This window comes from Polaribacter marinivivus, from assembly GCF_042651285.1.
Lineage (GTDB): Bacteria > Bacteroidota > Bacteroidia > Flavobacteriales > Flavobacteriaceae > Polaribacter > Polaribacter marinivivus.
In genome coordinates this window covers 605,208-622,102 of sequence record NZ_JBHSCY010000001.1, presented here as the reverse complement: position 1 = coordinate 622,102, position 16,895 = coordinate 605,208, and the positions used below count along the sequence as shown (strand labels likewise).

The 16,895-nt window shown below is 28.9% G+C and carries 13 protein-coding genes; 5 read left to right on the top strand and 8 right to left on the bottom strand.

Translation table 11 applies throughout. The features are described 5' to 3' along the window. Positions 1–3 precede the first annotated feature (3 nt). Together ACFOWD_RS02920 and metG are read right to left on the bottom strand one after the other, a co-directional pair. Positions 4–1,545, bottom strand: coding sequence for a sugar porter family MFS transporter (locus ACFOWD_RS02920; RefSeq protein ID WP_377407972.1), 1,542 nt, complete (start codon positions 1,543–1,545; stop codon positions 4–6). Between the two features lie 70 nt (positions 1,546–1,615). Further along, on the bottom strand, positions 1,616–3,685 hold the full coding sequence (gene metG / locus ACFOWD_RS02915; protein ID WP_377407970.1) for a methionine--tRNA ligase: 2,070 nt from the start codon (positions 3,683–3,685) through the stop codon (positions 1,616–1,618). Between the two features lie 109 nt (positions 3,686–3,794). Between metG and ACFOWD_RS02910 the strand changes: the two genes are divergently transcribed. Together ACFOWD_RS02910 and ACFOWD_RS02905 are read left to right on the top strand one after the other, a co-directional pair. After that, positions 3,795–4,406, top strand: coding sequence for a hypothetical protein (locus ACFOWD_RS02910; RefSeq protein WP_377407968.1), 612 nt, complete (start codon positions 3,795–3,797; stop codon positions 4,404–4,406). Between the two features lie 3 nt (positions 4,407–4,409). Next, on the top strand, positions 4,410–5,396 hold the full coding sequence (locus ACFOWD_RS02905) for a S66 peptidase family protein (protein WP_377407966.1): 987 nt from the start codon (positions 4,410–4,412) through the stop codon (positions 5,394–5,396). On the opposite strand, the gene ACFOWD_RS02900 is transcribed toward ACFOWD_RS02905, so the two are convergent. The 3 genes from ACFOWD_RS02900 to ACFOWD_RS02890 all read right to left on the bottom strand — a co-directional run bounded on the left by ACFOWD_RS02900 (position 5,393) and on the right by ACFOWD_RS02890 (position 12,528). Then, on the bottom strand, positions 5,393–7,504 hold the full coding sequence (locus ACFOWD_RS02900; protein ID WP_377407964.1) for a serine hydrolase domain-containing protein: 2,112 nt from the start codon (positions 7,502–7,504) through the stop codon (positions 5,393–5,395). The two genes, ACFOWD_RS02905 and ACFOWD_RS02900, sit on opposite strands and share 4 nt — an antisense overlap. Before the next feature lie 78 nt (positions 7,505–7,582). Then, positions 7,583–8,752, bottom strand: a complete 1,170-nt coding sequence (locus tag ACFOWD_RS02895; protein WP_377407962.1) for a helix-turn-helix domain-containing protein — start codon at positions 8,750–8,752, stop codon at positions 7,583–7,585. A 44-nt stretch (positions 8,753–8,796) separates the two neighbouring features. Further along, complete coding sequence (locus ACFOWD_RS02890) at positions 8,797–12,528, bottom strand: glycosyl hydrolase (RefSeq protein ID WP_377407960.1); 3,732 nt, start codon at positions 12,526–12,528, stop codon at positions 8,797–8,799. 118 nt (positions 12,529–12,646) lie between these two features. Here ACFOWD_RS02890 and ACFOWD_RS02885 point away from each other — a divergent pair, with 118 nt between their 5' ends. Further along, the gene (locus ACFOWD_RS02885; protein WP_377407958.1) at positions 12,647–13,006 is read left to right on the top strand and encodes a YraN family protein; all 360 of its coding nucleotides are present in this window, start codon (positions 12,647–12,649) and stop codon (positions 13,004–13,006) included. Here ACFOWD_RS02885 and ACFOWD_RS02880 read toward each other — a convergent pair. Further along, positions 13,003–14,373, bottom strand: coding sequence for a TlpA family protein disulfide reductase (locus tag ACFOWD_RS02880; protein WP_377407955.1), 1,371 nt, complete (start codon positions 14,371–14,373; stop codon positions 13,003–13,005). The genes ACFOWD_RS02885 and ACFOWD_RS02880 overlap by 4 nt on opposite strands. A 98-nt stretch (positions 14,374–14,471) precedes the next feature. Between ACFOWD_RS02880 and ACFOWD_RS02875 the strand changes: the two genes are divergently transcribed. Next, the gene (locus tag ACFOWD_RS02875; RefSeq protein WP_377407953.1) at positions 14,472–15,266 is read left to right on the top strand and encodes an SDR family oxidoreductase; all 795 of its coding nucleotides are present in this window, start codon (positions 14,472–14,474) and stop codon (positions 15,264–15,266) included. A gap of 1 nt (position 15,267) precedes the next feature. Here the strand turns inward: ACFOWD_RS02875 and ACFOWD_RS02870 are convergent, their stop codons facing one another. Then, on the bottom strand, positions 15,268–15,621 hold the full coding sequence (locus ACFOWD_RS02870) for a hypothetical protein (RefSeq protein ID WP_377407951.1): 354 nt from the start codon (positions 15,619–15,621) through the stop codon (positions 15,268–15,270). A gap of 83 nt (positions 15,622–15,704) precedes the next feature. Between ACFOWD_RS02870 and ACFOWD_RS02865 the strand changes: the two genes are divergently transcribed. After that, positions 15,705–16,223, top strand: coding sequence for a CvpA family protein (locus ACFOWD_RS02865; protein WP_298990324.1), 519 nt, complete (start codon positions 15,705–15,707; stop codon positions 16,221–16,223). 40 nt (positions 16,224–16,263) lie between these two features. Here the strand turns inward: ACFOWD_RS02865 and ACFOWD_RS02860 are convergent, their stop codons facing one another. Beyond that, positions 16,264–16,893 (bottom strand): carbonic anhydrase family protein, encoded by a 630-nt coding sequence (locus ACFOWD_RS02860; protein WP_298990319.1) that lies wholly within the window; start codon positions 16,891–16,893, stop codon positions 16,264–16,266. Between the last annotated feature and the right edge of the window lie 2 nt (positions 16,894–16,895).

Here is a 16,895-nt window from a genome sequence, read left to right as displayed (position 1 = left end):
AATTTACGCATTCACAAATTCCTTTTCAATTTCTTCCAAAGATTTTCCTTTGGTTTCAGGGACTATTTTAAGCATGATAAAAAAGCCAATTAATGCAATAATACCAAATAAGAAAAACGACATAGCGTTTCCTAAATTAGACAATTCCCAAGGGAAAATAAGTTGAATAATAGAGCTTACTAAAGAGTTTACAAAGGCAATAATTCCTATTGCTAAACCTCTATATTTTAAAGGATATAACTCTGATAATAACACCCACATTACAGGGCCTAAAGAAAAGGCAAAACAAGCAATAAAACCTAGAATACCAATTAAAACTAAATTTGCATTTATAGTTGTTGCTGCCTCTAAAATTTCACCATCATTTTTAGCATATAATTGATTTCCTAAAATCGATTTTAATTCATTTTTAAAATCAACATCAAAACTATATTGTTTATTGGCAATAGTTTGTAATTTTTCTGATCCACTAAAACTTAAGGCTTCAATTTTTTCAGAAGTAAGTTGATAAGTAGCTTGTTTAAAACCATAAGCACATAATAATAGGCTAAAAGCAATACCAAAAGTACCTACTAATAACAAAGGTCTTCTACCTGCTCTATCAATTAAATACATAGAAATTAAGGTAAAAATTACTGTTATTGAACTTAATAAAATTCCAGAAGAAAAAGCAGCGTCTGTTCCAATTCCTGTTTGTTTGAAAATAGAAGTTGCATAAAAGTAAACAGCATTTATACCCGTAATTTGTTGTAAAATACCAATAACTAATCCTACTACAAAAATAAAGCGTAAACCAGGTTTAATTAAGTCTGTAATATTTACTCTTGATTTTATTTGTTCTTCTTTTTCAGCATTTTTTACGATAGCATCCATTTCAGATTTAGCAACTAAATTTCCATGAATATTTTGTAAAACTCTTTTAGCTTCCTCTAGTTTTTCTTTTAAGAACAACCACCTAGGACTTCTAGGAACAAAAAATAATGCAATAAAATAGAATAAAGCAGGAATTAGTTCTACACCTAGCATCCATCTCCAAACATTTGTATCTGTAAGAAACGTACTATCTGGAGTATTGTATTTATTAAAAAAGTAATTACTTAAAAACGCAGCAAAAAACCCAAGTACAATATTTAATTGCTGTATAGCAACAAGCTTTCCTCTGTTTTTAGCTGTAGAAACTTCTGCAATATACATTGGTGCTAATACTAATGCTGCTCCAAAAGCTAATCCACCAATCATTCTTGCTATATAAAGCATTTCGTATGAAGTAGCTATTGCAGATAGTAGTGCAGAGATTGAATATAAAAATGCTACAATAATTAAAATTTTTTTGCGTCCTATTTTATCACTTAATCTACCAGAAAATAGCATTGCAATCATTGCTGCAAAGGAAGGTGAACTTACTACCCAACCAGATTGAATGTCATCTAAATTAAATTCTGGACTAGCATAAGACATCACACCAGAGATAATACCTGCATCAAAACCAAATAAAAATCCTCCTAGAGAAACTACGAATGCAATAAATGCTATTTTTTTAGACATAATTATTTTTTAAACCACGAAAAGTAGTAAAAAATAACTTGAATGTAGAAAATGTAAATAAACTTTAAAATTAACTAACTTGTTGGCCGTTTTTTACAGCTTTCTCTGGCTCAACAAAAGCTAATTTCCCATCTGTTGTATCAGTCATTAATATCATACCTTGACTTTCTACTCCTCTAATTTTTCTTGGAGCTAAGTTTACTAACACAGAAACTTGTTGCCCAATAATGTCTTCTGGAGAAAAACTTTCGGCAATACCAGAAACAATAGTTCTTGTATCTATACCTACATCAACCTTTAGTTTTAAAAGTTTTTTAGTCTTAGCCACTTTTTCAGCCTCTAAAATAGTACCTATTCTGATGTCTAGTTTTGTAAAATCATCAAACTCAATAGTTTCTTTTTGAGGTTCAACAGATTTGTTTTCTTGTTCGTTTGCTAGTTTAGTAGCTTCTAATTTTTCAAGTTGAGCATCTATAGTTTTATCTTCTATTTTTGAAAATAATAGTTCAGATTTATTAATTTGATGACCAGCCCTTAGTAAAATGTCTTTTGTAGAAATGTCTGACCAACACAACCCTTTTTCTTTTCTACAAAAAACAATGTTTAACATGTTTTTTAATTTGGCAGAAGTAAAAGGTAAAAATGGCTCTGAAACAACAGCTAAACCTGCAGCAATTTGTAATGCCACATACATAATAGTTTTTACGCGTTCTTCATCTGTTTTAATTTTTTTCCAAGGTTCTTCATCAGCTAAATATTTATTTCCTAATCTAGCTAAATTCATTAACTCTTGACTTGCTTCTCTAAAGCGATAACGCTCTATTGATTTTCCAATAATTGCTGGATAATCTTTTAAAGCCGCTAAAACATCTTCATCTATTTCTGTAAATTCATTTGGTGTTGGTATAATTCCTTCATAATATTTATGAGTTAACACTAAAACTCTGTTTATGAAGTTTCCAAAAATGGCAACCAACTCATTATTATTTTTTGCTTGAAAATCTTTCCATGTAAAATCGTTGTCTTTACTTTCTGGAGCATTTGCAGTTAATGTATATCTTAACACATCTTGCTGATTTGGAAAATCTTCTAAATATTCATGTAACCAAACTGCCCAATTTTTAGAAGTTGATAATTTATTACCTTCTAAATTTAAAAACTCATTTGCAGGTACATTGTCAGGTAAAATATAATCTCCTTGAGCTTTTAACATGCTTGGGAAAATAATACAATGAAAGACAATATTATCCTTTCCTATAAAATGCACTAATTTAGTATCATCTTTCTTCCAATAGTCTTCCCAGTTTTTACCTTCTCTTGCAGCCCATTCTTTTGTAGAAGAGATATATCCAATAGGTGCATCAAACCAAACATATAATACTTTACCTTCTGCACCTTCAATTGGCACAGGAATACCCCAATCTAAATCTCTAGTTACAGCTCTTGGTTTTAATCCATCATCTACCCAAGATTTTACTTGACCATATACATTTGGTTTCCAATCTTTTTTATGGCCTTTTAAAATCCATTCTCTAAGAAAATCTTCATGTTTATCTAAAGGTAAAAACCAGTGTTTTGTTTCTTTTATAGTAGGTACATTACCAGTAATTGCAGATTTAGGATTAATTAAATCTGTTGCATTATGGCTAGTTCCACAATTTTCACATTGGTCTCCATAACTTTCTTCAAATCCACATTTAGGGCAAGTACCCACAACAAATCTATCAGCTAAAAACTGATTGGCTTCTTCATCATACAATTGTGCAGTTACTTCTTCAATAAATTCTCCATCATTATATAATTTGGTAAAAAATTCTGATGCAGTTTTATGATGAATTTCAGCAGAAGTTCTTGAATAATTATCAAACGAAATTCCAAATTCTAAAAAAGATTTTTTAATGATTGTATGATACTTGTCTATAATATCTTGTGGAGAAACACCTTCTTTTTTAGCTCTCATAGGTATGGCTACACCATGTTCATCAGAACCACAGATGTAAGCTACATCTTTACCAATATTTCGTAAATAACGAGCATAAATATCTGCAGGAACGTAAACACCTGCTAAATGACCAATATGTATAGGACCATTTGTATATGGTAATGCAGCTGTAATTGTATATCTTTTTGGAGCACTCATAAAGTTTCTCTTAAATTTTTGGAATCATTTTTGAAGTGCAAAAGTACAAAAAAGCAATTTTTTATAACCATTGAAAATAGATACATTTACATAAGTACAAAAAATTGAAATGAGAAGTCTAATATTAATTATACTAATAATTTTTAGCTCAAGGTTTGCATATGCTCAAAAAGAAAAAGATTCTATTTCTAGAAAAGATAATCCAATAGTTTTTGTGGATGTAAATATTGGATATTCATTTGGTGTTACTAATGGTTTATCTGGAGGTTTAAGTTTAAATTATCAAATAGAGAAAAATTTATTTAAATTTAGATTTTTTGAAATTTCTCGTATCGAAAACGTAGATGTGATTTTTGGAATTATCCCAATTAGCATTGATCAAAAATTAACAAGAGAATACTCTATACTCTATGGAAGAAGGTTTGTTAAAAATGATTTAGCTTATCACTTTGCTGGAGGAATTTCTTATAGTAATTATAAAGATATAAAACAAGATGTTGTAATTTCACAATATAACTTTGTTGGTTTTCCTTTAGAATTTGGCATTCATTGGTTTCATTCAAAAAAAGAAAGATATAAAGTTTTATTTGGGTTAATTCCTGTAGGGAAGCCTACAAGTTTTGGTCGTGGACTAGGTTTAAAATTATATGGTAATCTTGCTAAAAGATCTTATGTTGGTGTTGGTATAACTTTTGGTTTGGGTTGGCATAAAAAGTATTAAAAAATGAAGTATAAAATAGTTACTTTTTTATTCTTGATGATTTTAGTTTCAATAAAAGCACAAGAAAAATTAAAATCCCCTGCTTATTTAAAAGCTGGTGATACCATTGCAATTCTTGCACCTGCAGGAATTTTAAAACCAAGTAGAAAAGCTGTTGTTTTACAAGCAAAACAATTAGCTGAAAGTTGGGGGCTATATGTGGTTCTTGGTAAAAATATGTTTCATCAAAACAATCACTTTGCTGGCACAGATAATGAAAGAGCAGCAGATTTTCAAGAAGCGTTAGATAATAAAAATATAAAAGCCATTTGGGCAGCAAGAGGAGGTTATGGTTCTGTACGAATTTTAGACAAGCTCGATTTCACAAAGTTTACACAAAATCCTAAATGGATTATTGGATATTCTGATATTACAGCGTTTCATAATCATATTCATAATTTAGGAATTGAAACATTACATGCAATGATGGCTACTAGTTTAGAGGAAAAACCTTCAGCAATTATTGAAACCATCTCAACATTTAAAAAAGCACTTTTTGGTGAAAATTTGAGTTATAAAATTCCTTTATCAAAATACAATAGAACACAAAATTTAGATACAATTCAAGGTCAAATAATAGGAGGTAATTTAGCGATTTTAACATCGATGTTAGGCTCTAAAAGCCAATTAAATACTGATGATAAAATTTTATTTATAGAAGAAATAGGTGAGTATAAATATGCTATAGACAGAATGTTACAAAGTTTAAAAAGAGCCAATTATTTTACTAATGTAAAAGCGGTAGTTGTAGGTAATATGAGCTTGATTAAAAAGAATTCTACAAAATGGGGGAGTTCTATAGAGCAACTCATTTTAGATGCAATTCCTGCTGACATTCCTGTTATTTTTAATTTTCCTGCAGGTCATGAAGCTGACAATAGAGCTTTAATTTTTGGAAGAAAAACAAAGTTGATTATCTCAAAAGAACATTCAACTTTATCATTTGACTAATGTTTAATTTCTTCAAGTAGCTGATTTGAAACTTCCTTACCATTTTTATCTATCGTAACAAACCAAACATTAGTTGTGCATTTTCTATTGATATCAGTATTATTAGGGCAGTTTTGTTTGGTGCCTTTTATAATAAAACCTGTTTTTGTCTTTTCTGCTGTGTAACCATATTCGTTATAAAATCCTCCAAAGGTGTTTTGCCAAAGCTTATTACCTTTTTGATCAGTTTTAATGGCAAACATGTCGTAATTCCCTTTTCCATAAGAACTCGTAGACCCTATAATTAAATAACCATCTACAGTATCTATAATAGAACTTGCTTTATCATAACTACTTCCTCCAAATTTCTTGTACCAAATTTCATTGCCATTTGCATAATTTTTAGTCAGCAAAATTGTTGAAGAATTCCCTTTTTTAGAACCAATGGTTGTTACGTTAATAGAGCCATTTTCAGTAGAAATTTTTGGCTGAAATTTTAAATTTGTTTTCTTAATAAATCTAATATTATGAGCTCTACCATAAGTAAGTTTTATTTCTATTACTCTATTAAACAAGTCTCTTTTTACTTTTAAGAAAAAGTTGTTTGCTATCCCATATTTACGATTATAAAACGTAACATCATTTAAACCTTTATTGCTAGACAACTTAAATTGTAACTTGTTTTTTTCATTCAATTTTAAATCGAAACCAACTTTTAATGCTTTGTTATAGTAATTCCCTACCAAATTTTCTACATCTGATTTAGATAGAAATTCATCATTTACTTTACTATAAGTAATTGTTTTTCCTGAAGGATAATACTCAACCATTTTATCTGCATAAAACCTCACTTTTAGTTTTTTATTATTGGTGAAAGAATACAAGTTTTTATCTTCAGAAACCATTTCTACAGTAAAGTTTTTCTCTTTCCAAAATGTTTTTCCTTCATTATTTATGATTTCTACGATTTTATTTTCTAGTGGATAGGTATATTTTCCTAAAACTATTACGTCATTTGCCTCTGAATTTTCGTAGAATTTAGAATTGTATTTAATTTTATATTCAGACTTTGGTAATAGAATTTTTGCAATTTCTTGGGCTATTAAATTGGTACTAATATTACCATTATTACTCATTGCAAAAATGGTTAATTGCTCTTTTGGAAATCTGTAGGTTTGTGAATGAAATCCATAAGTTCCTCCTGAATGGTGCACAGCTTTTCTACCTAATTTATCTTCGAGTTCTAATCCAAAACCATAGGTTTTCATCTCGGTATTTGGTATGGGTTGCTGACTTTTAATTAATAAAACATTATTATTATGATCTGCATTTTGTATAGCTTTTTCAAAAATCAACTGATCTTTTAAAGTGGTAAATAAAAAACCTTCTCCATTGGTTTTGGTAACTGTTGGTACTTCCCACCATTCTCCTCTTCCCCAATCAGAATATGGGTTTGCTCTGTTAGGAATTACTTTCATATAGCCTTCAACAAAAGAAGTTTCATTCATACCTAAATTTTCAAAGAAATTTTTAGAATACACATTAAAAGTTTTTCCTGAAACTTTTTCAATTACTTTGGTAAGTAGAACGTAATTTGTGTTGCTGTAGCTATATTGAGTGCCAGGTGTAAACCCTAATTCTTCTTGGTTTTCTATTAATTCTAAAATAGCATTATTGTTTAAACCAACTCTTTTCCACCAAACATCTCCTTCTAAATCTAATAATTCAACATAATCACGAATACCACTAGTATGATTTAATAAATGACGTAATTTAATTTTATCATTAACATTTTTATATAGTTTTGGTAAGTATTTTCTGATATCATTCTCTAAACTCAATTTTTCATTTAATGATAAATCTAAAATCATTAAGGCAGTAAATTGTTTCGCAGTTGATGCAATATTAGATCTTGTGTTTTCATCAAAATTCACTTTATGCTGAAGGTTAGATAGCCCAAAATATTTTTCATAAATGATGTTGCCATCTTTAAGAATACCAACTGCAATTCCAGGATGATTTTCCTCAACTTTAGATTTTAAAATGGAATCAATTTTTTGAAAATCTTGATTTTGACTTGAAATTTGCAACCCAAAGAATAGTGCTGAACACAATATGAAATACCTCATAATAGAATTAATTTTGATGCAAATATGTGATATAAGTTAGGTATATACGCTTCAAATCTTGATTTGAGACTAAGATTGTTATAAATTTTTAAGATAATCTTTTGGAGATAAATCTGTACTCTTTTTAAAAGCTCTATTAAAAGTAGCCTTACTATTAAAACCACAGTCAAAAGCAATGCCTAATAAAGTAGAAGTTTTATGCTCTTCTTTTTGTAGTTTTTCTTTTACAGCTTCAATTCTATAATGATTAATAAAGTCATTAAAATTCATATCAAATCCTGAATTGATACTTTTAGAAATAGTTTTAGTGTTTGTATTTAATAGTTTTGAAAGATCAGATAGTGTTAAAGTTGGATTTTTAAATATTTTATCTCTTTCAACTAAATGTAGAATTTTGTCTTTCCAAAATTCAATTTCTTCAAGATTTGTGTTGTCTTGTTTTGTCTTGTGATCTTCATCTGATTCTTGGTAAACATTAATGGTTTCTGAATTAACATCATTTAAAAAAGACATTTTTACTGCATTAGCATACCCATTTACAGATACATAAAGTACAACAATAGAAAATGCAATATAATGCCAAAATTGGTTACCAAAATTGCCCCATTCAGGATTTAAAAGAAATAATAATACTCTTAAAACAACAATACTTAAAAAAGCAATTAAAAAATTCGGAATCCATTCAAATAAAATAGAATCTGCGAAACTTACTTTATCAAAAACTAGTTTTTTATAATTTTTATAGAACTTTAGACTTGCTATTAGATAATAAACCATAGATATGATACCAGCTATTTGATACCAATTTGCCATGTCTTTATCTCTACCATCTGCATAAAAATAAAACTCATCTAAAATTAGTTTATCTGTAATAAAAACAATTAGACTGTATATTAAATAAATAAGGGCAGGTATAAAATGATAGTATTCTTTTTTAGATATTTTAAAAGTTGAATTAAGAAGACTTTTAGTATAGAAAAAAATGACAGGACCAATTAGTAAAACCTGCATAAATGGAATAAAATAGAGAATTTCTCTTGTCACTTTTCTTGAATACCAACCTGCATACCCCAACATATATGGTGCAATATACATAGCACACAAAAACAATAAAAAACTCAACCATTTATTAGCGTTATTATTGTTTTGAATACCCTTTTTTAATAGTAGAAATGAGAATAAAATTCCATTAAAAAAGAAAATTAAAAGCAAAGAGCTTTTTTGTCCAAAACCAAAAGGAAAATCCATTATTTAAAAGTAGTAAATAATGTTTTAAATAAAAAAATAGATATTTATTCTTTAATTATTTTAGTGGTAAAACTTTTATTTTCAGAAAAAACTTTAATTAAATATAATCCACTTGATAACTCTTCTACCCCAATTTCATTAAAATTTCTAGTAATTACTTTTAATTTTTTTCCAATAATGTTAAAGAGTTCAATTTTAGAAATTTCTTTTGTTTTAGAAATTACTTGTATCGTATTTTTAATAGGATTTGGATAAATTAGAATATCATTAATTGAAAACTCATTAATACTTAACGTGTTTTCTTGTCTTACATTATCAAAATAAAAAGTTGATGTGTTAGATCCATTACCAACATTATTAATATCAAACATAAATACTAGTTTATCATAAGCACTAGAGCCAAGTTGACCAAAATCCCAAACTAAAGTTTCCCATGCACCAGAGACAGTTGTTGGTGTTGCTAAAGAAAAAGCAGCATTACCATTTTGTTGTTCTAGTTTTATTTGCATCGATGTTCCTACAGGGGCTTCTGTCCAAATATCTAATACTATATAATTATTTGTTCTAAAATCTAAAGTGTTTTTTAGGTTTATAAATGAACCTGCCCAAGGTTGCCCTCCATCTCTTACAAGTTTTGCTAATTTTGTACTACTATTTCCATTATTTTGAGCAGCTGAAACGTTTTCTACAATAGCTATACCTCCATCAAAATTATTAAAATCAGCAGTTGTTGGAAATGTTTCAAAGTCAAAAGGTAACGAAGATTCTTGCTCTGTAGGACAAGTACTTGCATTATAAACAAACTCCATTTTACCAATATTTACTTCTCCTTGATCTGCAACTAGCCTTAATATATGTGTTCCTTGATTTAGTTCTAAATTAGTTGTTTTTGTTACCCAATTATTCCAGTCTCCTGTTGCAGAAAACCTGATGTCTTCGCTAATTTTAGTTCCATCAATTTCAAAATAAATTGGACCTCCTCCATTGGAATTTCCTGAAGCAAAACGAGTGTTTAATGTATAACACCCAGTTGTTTGTACATCAATTGTATATTCTAACCATTCACCAGCAGAAATCCATCCTACTGTTGCTCCTTCATTAGCTACACTTAACACATCTACATATTCTGTTGTTCTAAAATCACCTTCATTTACTACAGAATCATCATAATAGGTTATATTTTGTCCTACTCCACCAACAAAATAATCATAATGTCCAGCTTCAATAGTGCCTGGTATTGTATGGACAGTATCTTGATAAGGTTTTTGATCGCCAACTTGTACGTTAATTACATTAGAAAAAACAAAACCATTAGCAGTATAAACTTTTGCAAATAAATTGTAAATACCTGCACTTAAGTTAGAAGAGGCGTAAGTAAAAGGAACTGAGGCATCTTCTGCTAAATAAGTATCGTTATTATAAAATTCAACTTTTATAATTCCATTACCAGATGTGTTTACAGTAAGGTTTATAGATTCGTTTTCACTAATTTCTTTTTTATCTGATGATAAAATTGCACTAACATTAATATCTCTGCTAGTTACCATTTTATTAGCAGGAACAATAAGTTGATATCCGTCTGAATAATTTACAGTGATTTGAGTATTAGAGTAATTGTGAGCAACATAGGTTTTAGAGCCATTATCATTAAAAACAGCAGCAATTGGGTAATCTGCAGTAACAGAAATGTCTATTTGACCCAAAGCTTTCATTGCATGCAACCAATGATAGGTTTGAGCATCTGAAATACCAAATTTTACATTTCTATCTGAATAACCATTATAAAGATCTAGTGCTTTTTGAGGATCTGTCATGGAAAGAAATTTCCAATAAGTGTCATACCATAAATTCTCATTTTCAGCATTATTTAACACAGGTGTATTAGCTTCCATTTCTGCCCATAATTTTTTTGCATATTGTTGATTGTGTGATAAATAAAGAGATCCTCCATGAATTGGATATAACTCAATACCATAAGAAGCAGCTATGTCTGATGTCCAAAAAGTACCATTATCATACCAATTACCCCATATTCTAGAAACCAAGCTATAAGGATGATTTGCATCAAAATTTCTTTCATACATATCAAACCAATATTCTTCAATAGCTGTTTGTTCTGTTGTGTAAATGTAAATTCCTAAATCTCTAATTTCATCATTATTTGTTATAGTTCCCCAATGAATTAACGATGAAGCAAATTGCATGCTTTCTGATGTAGATTCTTGATCATTTCCATGAGGAAAAGATGCAAAACCATTTGCCCAACTATGACCAGCAAAAGGGCTGAAGTTTCTTAAATATGGAAATTTATCATCATTTCTATTTGAAGATGCAGCATCTCTTATCAAAAGATTTATCATTTCTCCCCAATTTGAAGCCCAACCTGGTTCAAATTGCTCTAAAAAAGCAGCAGCATGTATAAAATATCCCCAATGAAAATGATGATCGTTTATGTTGCTATCTTGTCCATGCCCTGAAGGATAACCTAATAAGGTAGACCAATTTGAATTATAATAAAACAAAAAGGCAACTTCGCCATTTTCATAACTCAACCAATCTTGTAATCGTTCTTTAATTGTAGCAATCATTTTATCTCTACCTTCTATATTTCCTGTTTGATCTGCAATTCTTGCAGTCTGAATTAAACGATTCATTACTTGTCCTTCATTATAAGAATCTGTCCAAGTTGCTAGTTTATCATTTTGAATAGATGTTATTTTTGAATGTAATTCATTGGGTTTATAGGTGGTGCTAAAGTTTGTTACATCTGGCAATGTTGGTAAAATTCCTTTAAATGTATTTTCTACAATAAAAGAATTCCCTTCTAAAGTTTTTAATTCTCCTCTCGCAGTTTGGTAACTGTAACCACTAGGTGTAGCAGAATTTGATGCTAAATTATTCCATTGATGGGGTAATAAACCTTGTAAAATATTAGTGTTAGCACCTTCTTTAGTTGCTGTTTCTATTGTAAATGTTGTTGTTACTTTAGATGAATTCTTATTAAAAGACCAATCTGCAGAAGTATTTGTAGGAAAAACATACGCGTACTTTTTATATTCTTGAGCCACAGCACTCACATTAGCAGTTGTTAAGGATAACATTGCAATAGACCAATAATTTTTTCCATTTAAAGAAGAAGTATATACGTTTCCATTTTTTGTCCAAGTACTTCCAGAAGGAGCATAAACCACAAAGTCACCTCCATCAGATGCATTTTCAATAATAATTAATTCATTAGACAGGGTTACATTTCCTGAGTTTATAGTTACTTCAGCTGTTGCATTATCATTTTTTTCTAAATAAACAAAAGGCATTCCAATTCCAGAAGTTGCTTTTAAGTTATGTGTATTGTCATTCCAATCCATAGTGACAGTCCAATCAGAAAAATCAGAAACAGTAGTTTTAGTAGCATTTAAGTTGGTTAACCCAACCTGTATAGCAGCATTATCACCAATTGGTCTTCCAACTGGAATAAAAGTAACAATTAGACCTTGGTTTGTAGTTTTCATGGTCATTGGATAATTAAATAAATTATCTGCAAAATCTTCTTTAATTAATTTAGACCACCAATCGTTTGTTGGTACTGGTTTTGTAGCGGCTATACCAGAAGTTTTTGGCTCTCCAGAAGGAAAAGCATTTCTATTTGCAGCATCTGTACCTGGAAATGTATTTGTGTAACTTCCATTACCAACAGATACTTGAGAAAAAATGTTGAATGAAACTAGTAAAATCAATAAACTACTAATTTGAGAAAAACTGTCTAATTTTTTATACATTGTATGGCTATTGTCAATATTGCAATCTAATAAATAACTTTTTTAAAGGAGCGTTTTTAAACCATACATGAATACAACAGAAGAATAATTTTTATACTATAAAAAAAGTCTTATAATAATGGCAGATCATAATGATTTAGGAAAAAAAGGGGAGCAGTTAGCTATTGATTTTTTGCTAGAGAATAACTATACAATTTTAGAAACTAACTATAGATACTTAAAAGCAGAGGTAGACATCATTGCTCAAAAAGAAGATGTTCTAGTTGCTATTGAGGTTAAAACAAGAACCTCTAATTATTTTGGTAATCCCCAAGATTTTGTAAATCCTAAAAAAATAAAACTGTTACTTTCTGCAATCGATAATTATGTTGTTGAAAGAGATTTAGATGTTGAGGTTCGCTTTGATATTATTGCTATTATTACCAATAAAAAACAAACTATAATAGAGCACTTAAAAGATGCTTTTCTACATTTTTAAAGTTTATTTATAAACTCTTTTACATCTTTAAACTCATTAGGTTTTGCAATAATTTTCTTGTTTTTATCTAAAACAAAGTAAGATGGAGTTGCATTAATATTATAGGTTCTTGCTGTTTTATTTTCCCATTTGTTTAACCCTAACACATTATGCCAACCTTGTAAGTTTGCCTTTGTGTATTCTTGCCATACAAAAGCTTCTTTTTCTAAAGCAAAAGCCACTACTTTTATATTAGACTTAGACTTCATAAAACTATGTAATTGTGGAATTTCTCTTAAACAATGAGAACAACCTGTACTCCAGAAAACTAATACATATTTTTCAGCATCATTTAATGTAGATAACTTAAAGTTTTGTCCGTTTTTAGACCACGAAAAATCTGGTGCTATTCTGCCAATTTCTGCAGCAAATAGGGCTTCCTTTTCTTTTTTAAATTGCTGGTTTTGTAAATTTATTGGTAACTTATTGTAATGCTCATTAAACAAATAATCTATAATTTCTATATTGTTTTGAGTTTCAAATTGCCCAATTAAAAACTCTATAATTTTAGACTTATAACTTTTGCTATCTATTTTAGATAAAACTTTAGTAATTGTCTTTTTATAAAGAGTTTGCTGTTCTTTAGCATTATCTGCATAATTAATATAAAATATGTAATCTAATATTCTATTGGTTAAAAACGATGAGTTTACCAATTGCTTATTTGTAAAATCTAGTTTATCGAAAAAAGTACTTTTTATAAGTCCTAAATATTCGTCTGGGGTATTTAAAATGGTTTCAGAATTTATTCTTGGGCTTGCTGTAATAAAATCATGAATTAACATGTTTTTTGATTCACTTTCGTATTTGCTTTGCTCTTTATTAAAAGCAGAATAAGCTTTTTTATAAGCTGAATCTAGTTTTACTTTTTTGTTTTGTAGAAATGCAACTTGTATCGAATCTATTTTTTCTTGAACAACAGTAATATCATCTAAATATTGTTTGTATAATTTATTCTCTTTAGATTTTGTAAATGCAATTGATTGTTGAGGAAAATCAGGATTAAATATAAATTCTACATCTTCTTTATTGTAGAAAAAATCTACAAAACCAGCTCCTTCTAATCTAAAAGTAGCTCTGTAAGATCCTATTTTAGCATTTTTTGGTAATGTTATTTCAAAACTTCCTACAGCTTGTATTTTATTATTAATATATAGAGAATCTTTTTTTATTGTGGTATTATTTACAAAGATTTGTCTAGTGCCTTCTAATCTATAAAGAATTAACCAATCGCTTTTTAAATTAGGACTGATGTAGCCCTTAACTGTATTTTGAGCAATTGTAAATGAAGATATTAGAAGAAATAAAGCAATTAGTTTTCTTAACATTTTAAAATATATTTAATAGTTCTCTTTTTTCAAGAAGCATACCAAAAATACTATTTCTATAGTAAAATAAGTATATTGTAAAGTTAAATAATAACAACATGAGTTTTAATAATAAGGTTATTTGGGTTACAGGTGCTTCTTCTGGAATAGGAAAAGCCTTAGCTATAGAGTTATCAAATCAAAATGCTAAGTTAATTTTATCATCAAGAAATAAAGAAGATTTAGAAATTACAAAAAGTGAATGTAAAATTCCTGAGGATGTAAAAATTATAACACTAGATTATGAGGATTATACAAACTTAAAGCCCATAGCAGATGAAGCGCTTACATTTTTTGGAAGAATAGACGTTTTGGTAAATAATGGTGGTATTAGTCAACGTTCTTTAGTAAAAGATACTGCAATTACTGTTGATAAACGTATTATAGATATCAACTATTTAGGGGTTGTAGCTTTAACAAAAGCTATTTTACCACATTTTATAGAAAATAATGCTGGGCATTTTGTAACCACAACAAGTATTGTAGGTAAAATAGGTACTCCTTTACGATCTAGTTATGCAGCTAGTAAACATGCCTTACATGGTTTTTTTGATAGTTTACGAGCAGAACATCACAATGATAATATTGCTGTTACATTAGTTTGCCCAGGATTTGTAAATACAAATATTTCTAAAAATGCTTTAACTGGTGATGGTTCTCCACAACAAAAAATGGATAAAGCTACAGCAAATGGCATACAACCAGAACGTTTTGCAAAATTAATGGCTAAAGCAATAAAAAATAAAAAAGAAGAAGTTTATATAGCTGGTGCAAAAGAGAAGTTAGGTGTTTATGTAAAACGTTTTGTTCCTAAAATATTTTCTGTTATGGTTCGTAAATTGAGTGTTACTTAAACTAAAAATAATCTAAGTCATCAAAATAATTTACAATAGCTTCTTTCATTAATACAGTTTGTTCACCAGGTTTTAAATTTGGTAATTCTGTAATTGTCTTGTAATGAGGCCAACCATCTTCGTCAAAAAAATCAAATTCATAATAACCATATGGTTCTAAAAGCTTACAAATGGCAATATGCATTAAATTTACTTTTTCGTCTTTTTTAAATTTTCGATGACCTTGCCCTAATTCTTGAACACCAATTAAATAGATAATTCCATCTACCTGTAATTCATCACCATCAGAAAAATCTTCTGAAAGTTTAGTCACTAAAATGTCCCATTTTTCTTTTAAGTTAAGCTCTTTTGTCATTAGAAAAAATTAAGAATGTAAAGATACAATGTGCATTTTTAAATTGTAAAAAATATAATGTAGATTTACACAAATTATTAATAGTGAACGTTTTTGATATTGTTATTGGGGTAATTTTAGCTTTTGCTTTTGTAAGAGGTATAATGAATGGCCTTTTTGCAGAAGTTGCTTCTTTAGTAGCTATTATTGCTGGTGTATTTTGTGCAATTCATTTTTCTTACTATGCAGAAAATTTCTTAGAAAATTCAGTCTTAGAATGGTCTCATCAAACCAATAAAATAGTAGCTTTTATTGCCACATTTTTGTTTGTTGTACTAATTATTATTTTTATAGGTAAAGTGTTAACCAAACTTGCAGATATAACTTCTTTAGGATTATTAAATAAAATTCTTGGAGGAATTTTTAGTACTTTAAAGTCTGCTGTAATTTTAAGTGTTATCTTTTTATTTTTTGATAAGTTTAATAAAACTATACCTTTCGTAAATAAAGAAACTTTAGATGAATCTATTTTATATGCTCCAGTAAAATCGATAGTGCCAACTTTATTTCCTACAGTTTTAGATGAAGAAAATCCTTCTCTAAAGTTTATCAAAGGAGAATAAAAACTTTAAAAAAGGATTTTAAAATGGATGAAAAATGGTTTTACACTAAGTTTACTTTACCAGAACTTAAAGAGTAAACACCACCCACTATTTTAACTTCATCACCATCTATCATTTCAGATAAAAGGTTACTTCTTTCTTGTATTCTTTGCATCGTTAACAATACGTTGTTTTCTACTGTTTTTGCAACAAATTCTTTATTAGAAGAATTAGCTTCGCCTTCAACCTCTGTAGAAGACTTTTTAACTGCAGGAATAATGTTGGCTAACATACTTGTAATATTACCTAACTCTACACCATCACAAGCTGCTTTTACTGCACCACAACTTTCATGTCCTAAAACAAAAATAAGTTTACTACCAGCAACTGCACATGCGTATTCTATACTTCCTAAAATATCTGTATTTTCGAAATTACCTGCAACTCTAGCTACAAAAATATCACCTATGGCTTGGTCAAAAACCTGTTCTACAGGCACTCTTGAGTCTATACAAGATAAAATAACAGCTTTTGGGTATTGACCAGTAATTGTTTCTTTTACTAGTTCTAAATGTGCAACTTCTGCAAGTTTATTGTTTACAAATCGCTCATTACCTTGTAATAAATCTTGTAAAACATCATCTGGAGTTAGCGCTTCTTGTGCTAATTTATTTATGGCTTTATTTCTCATGG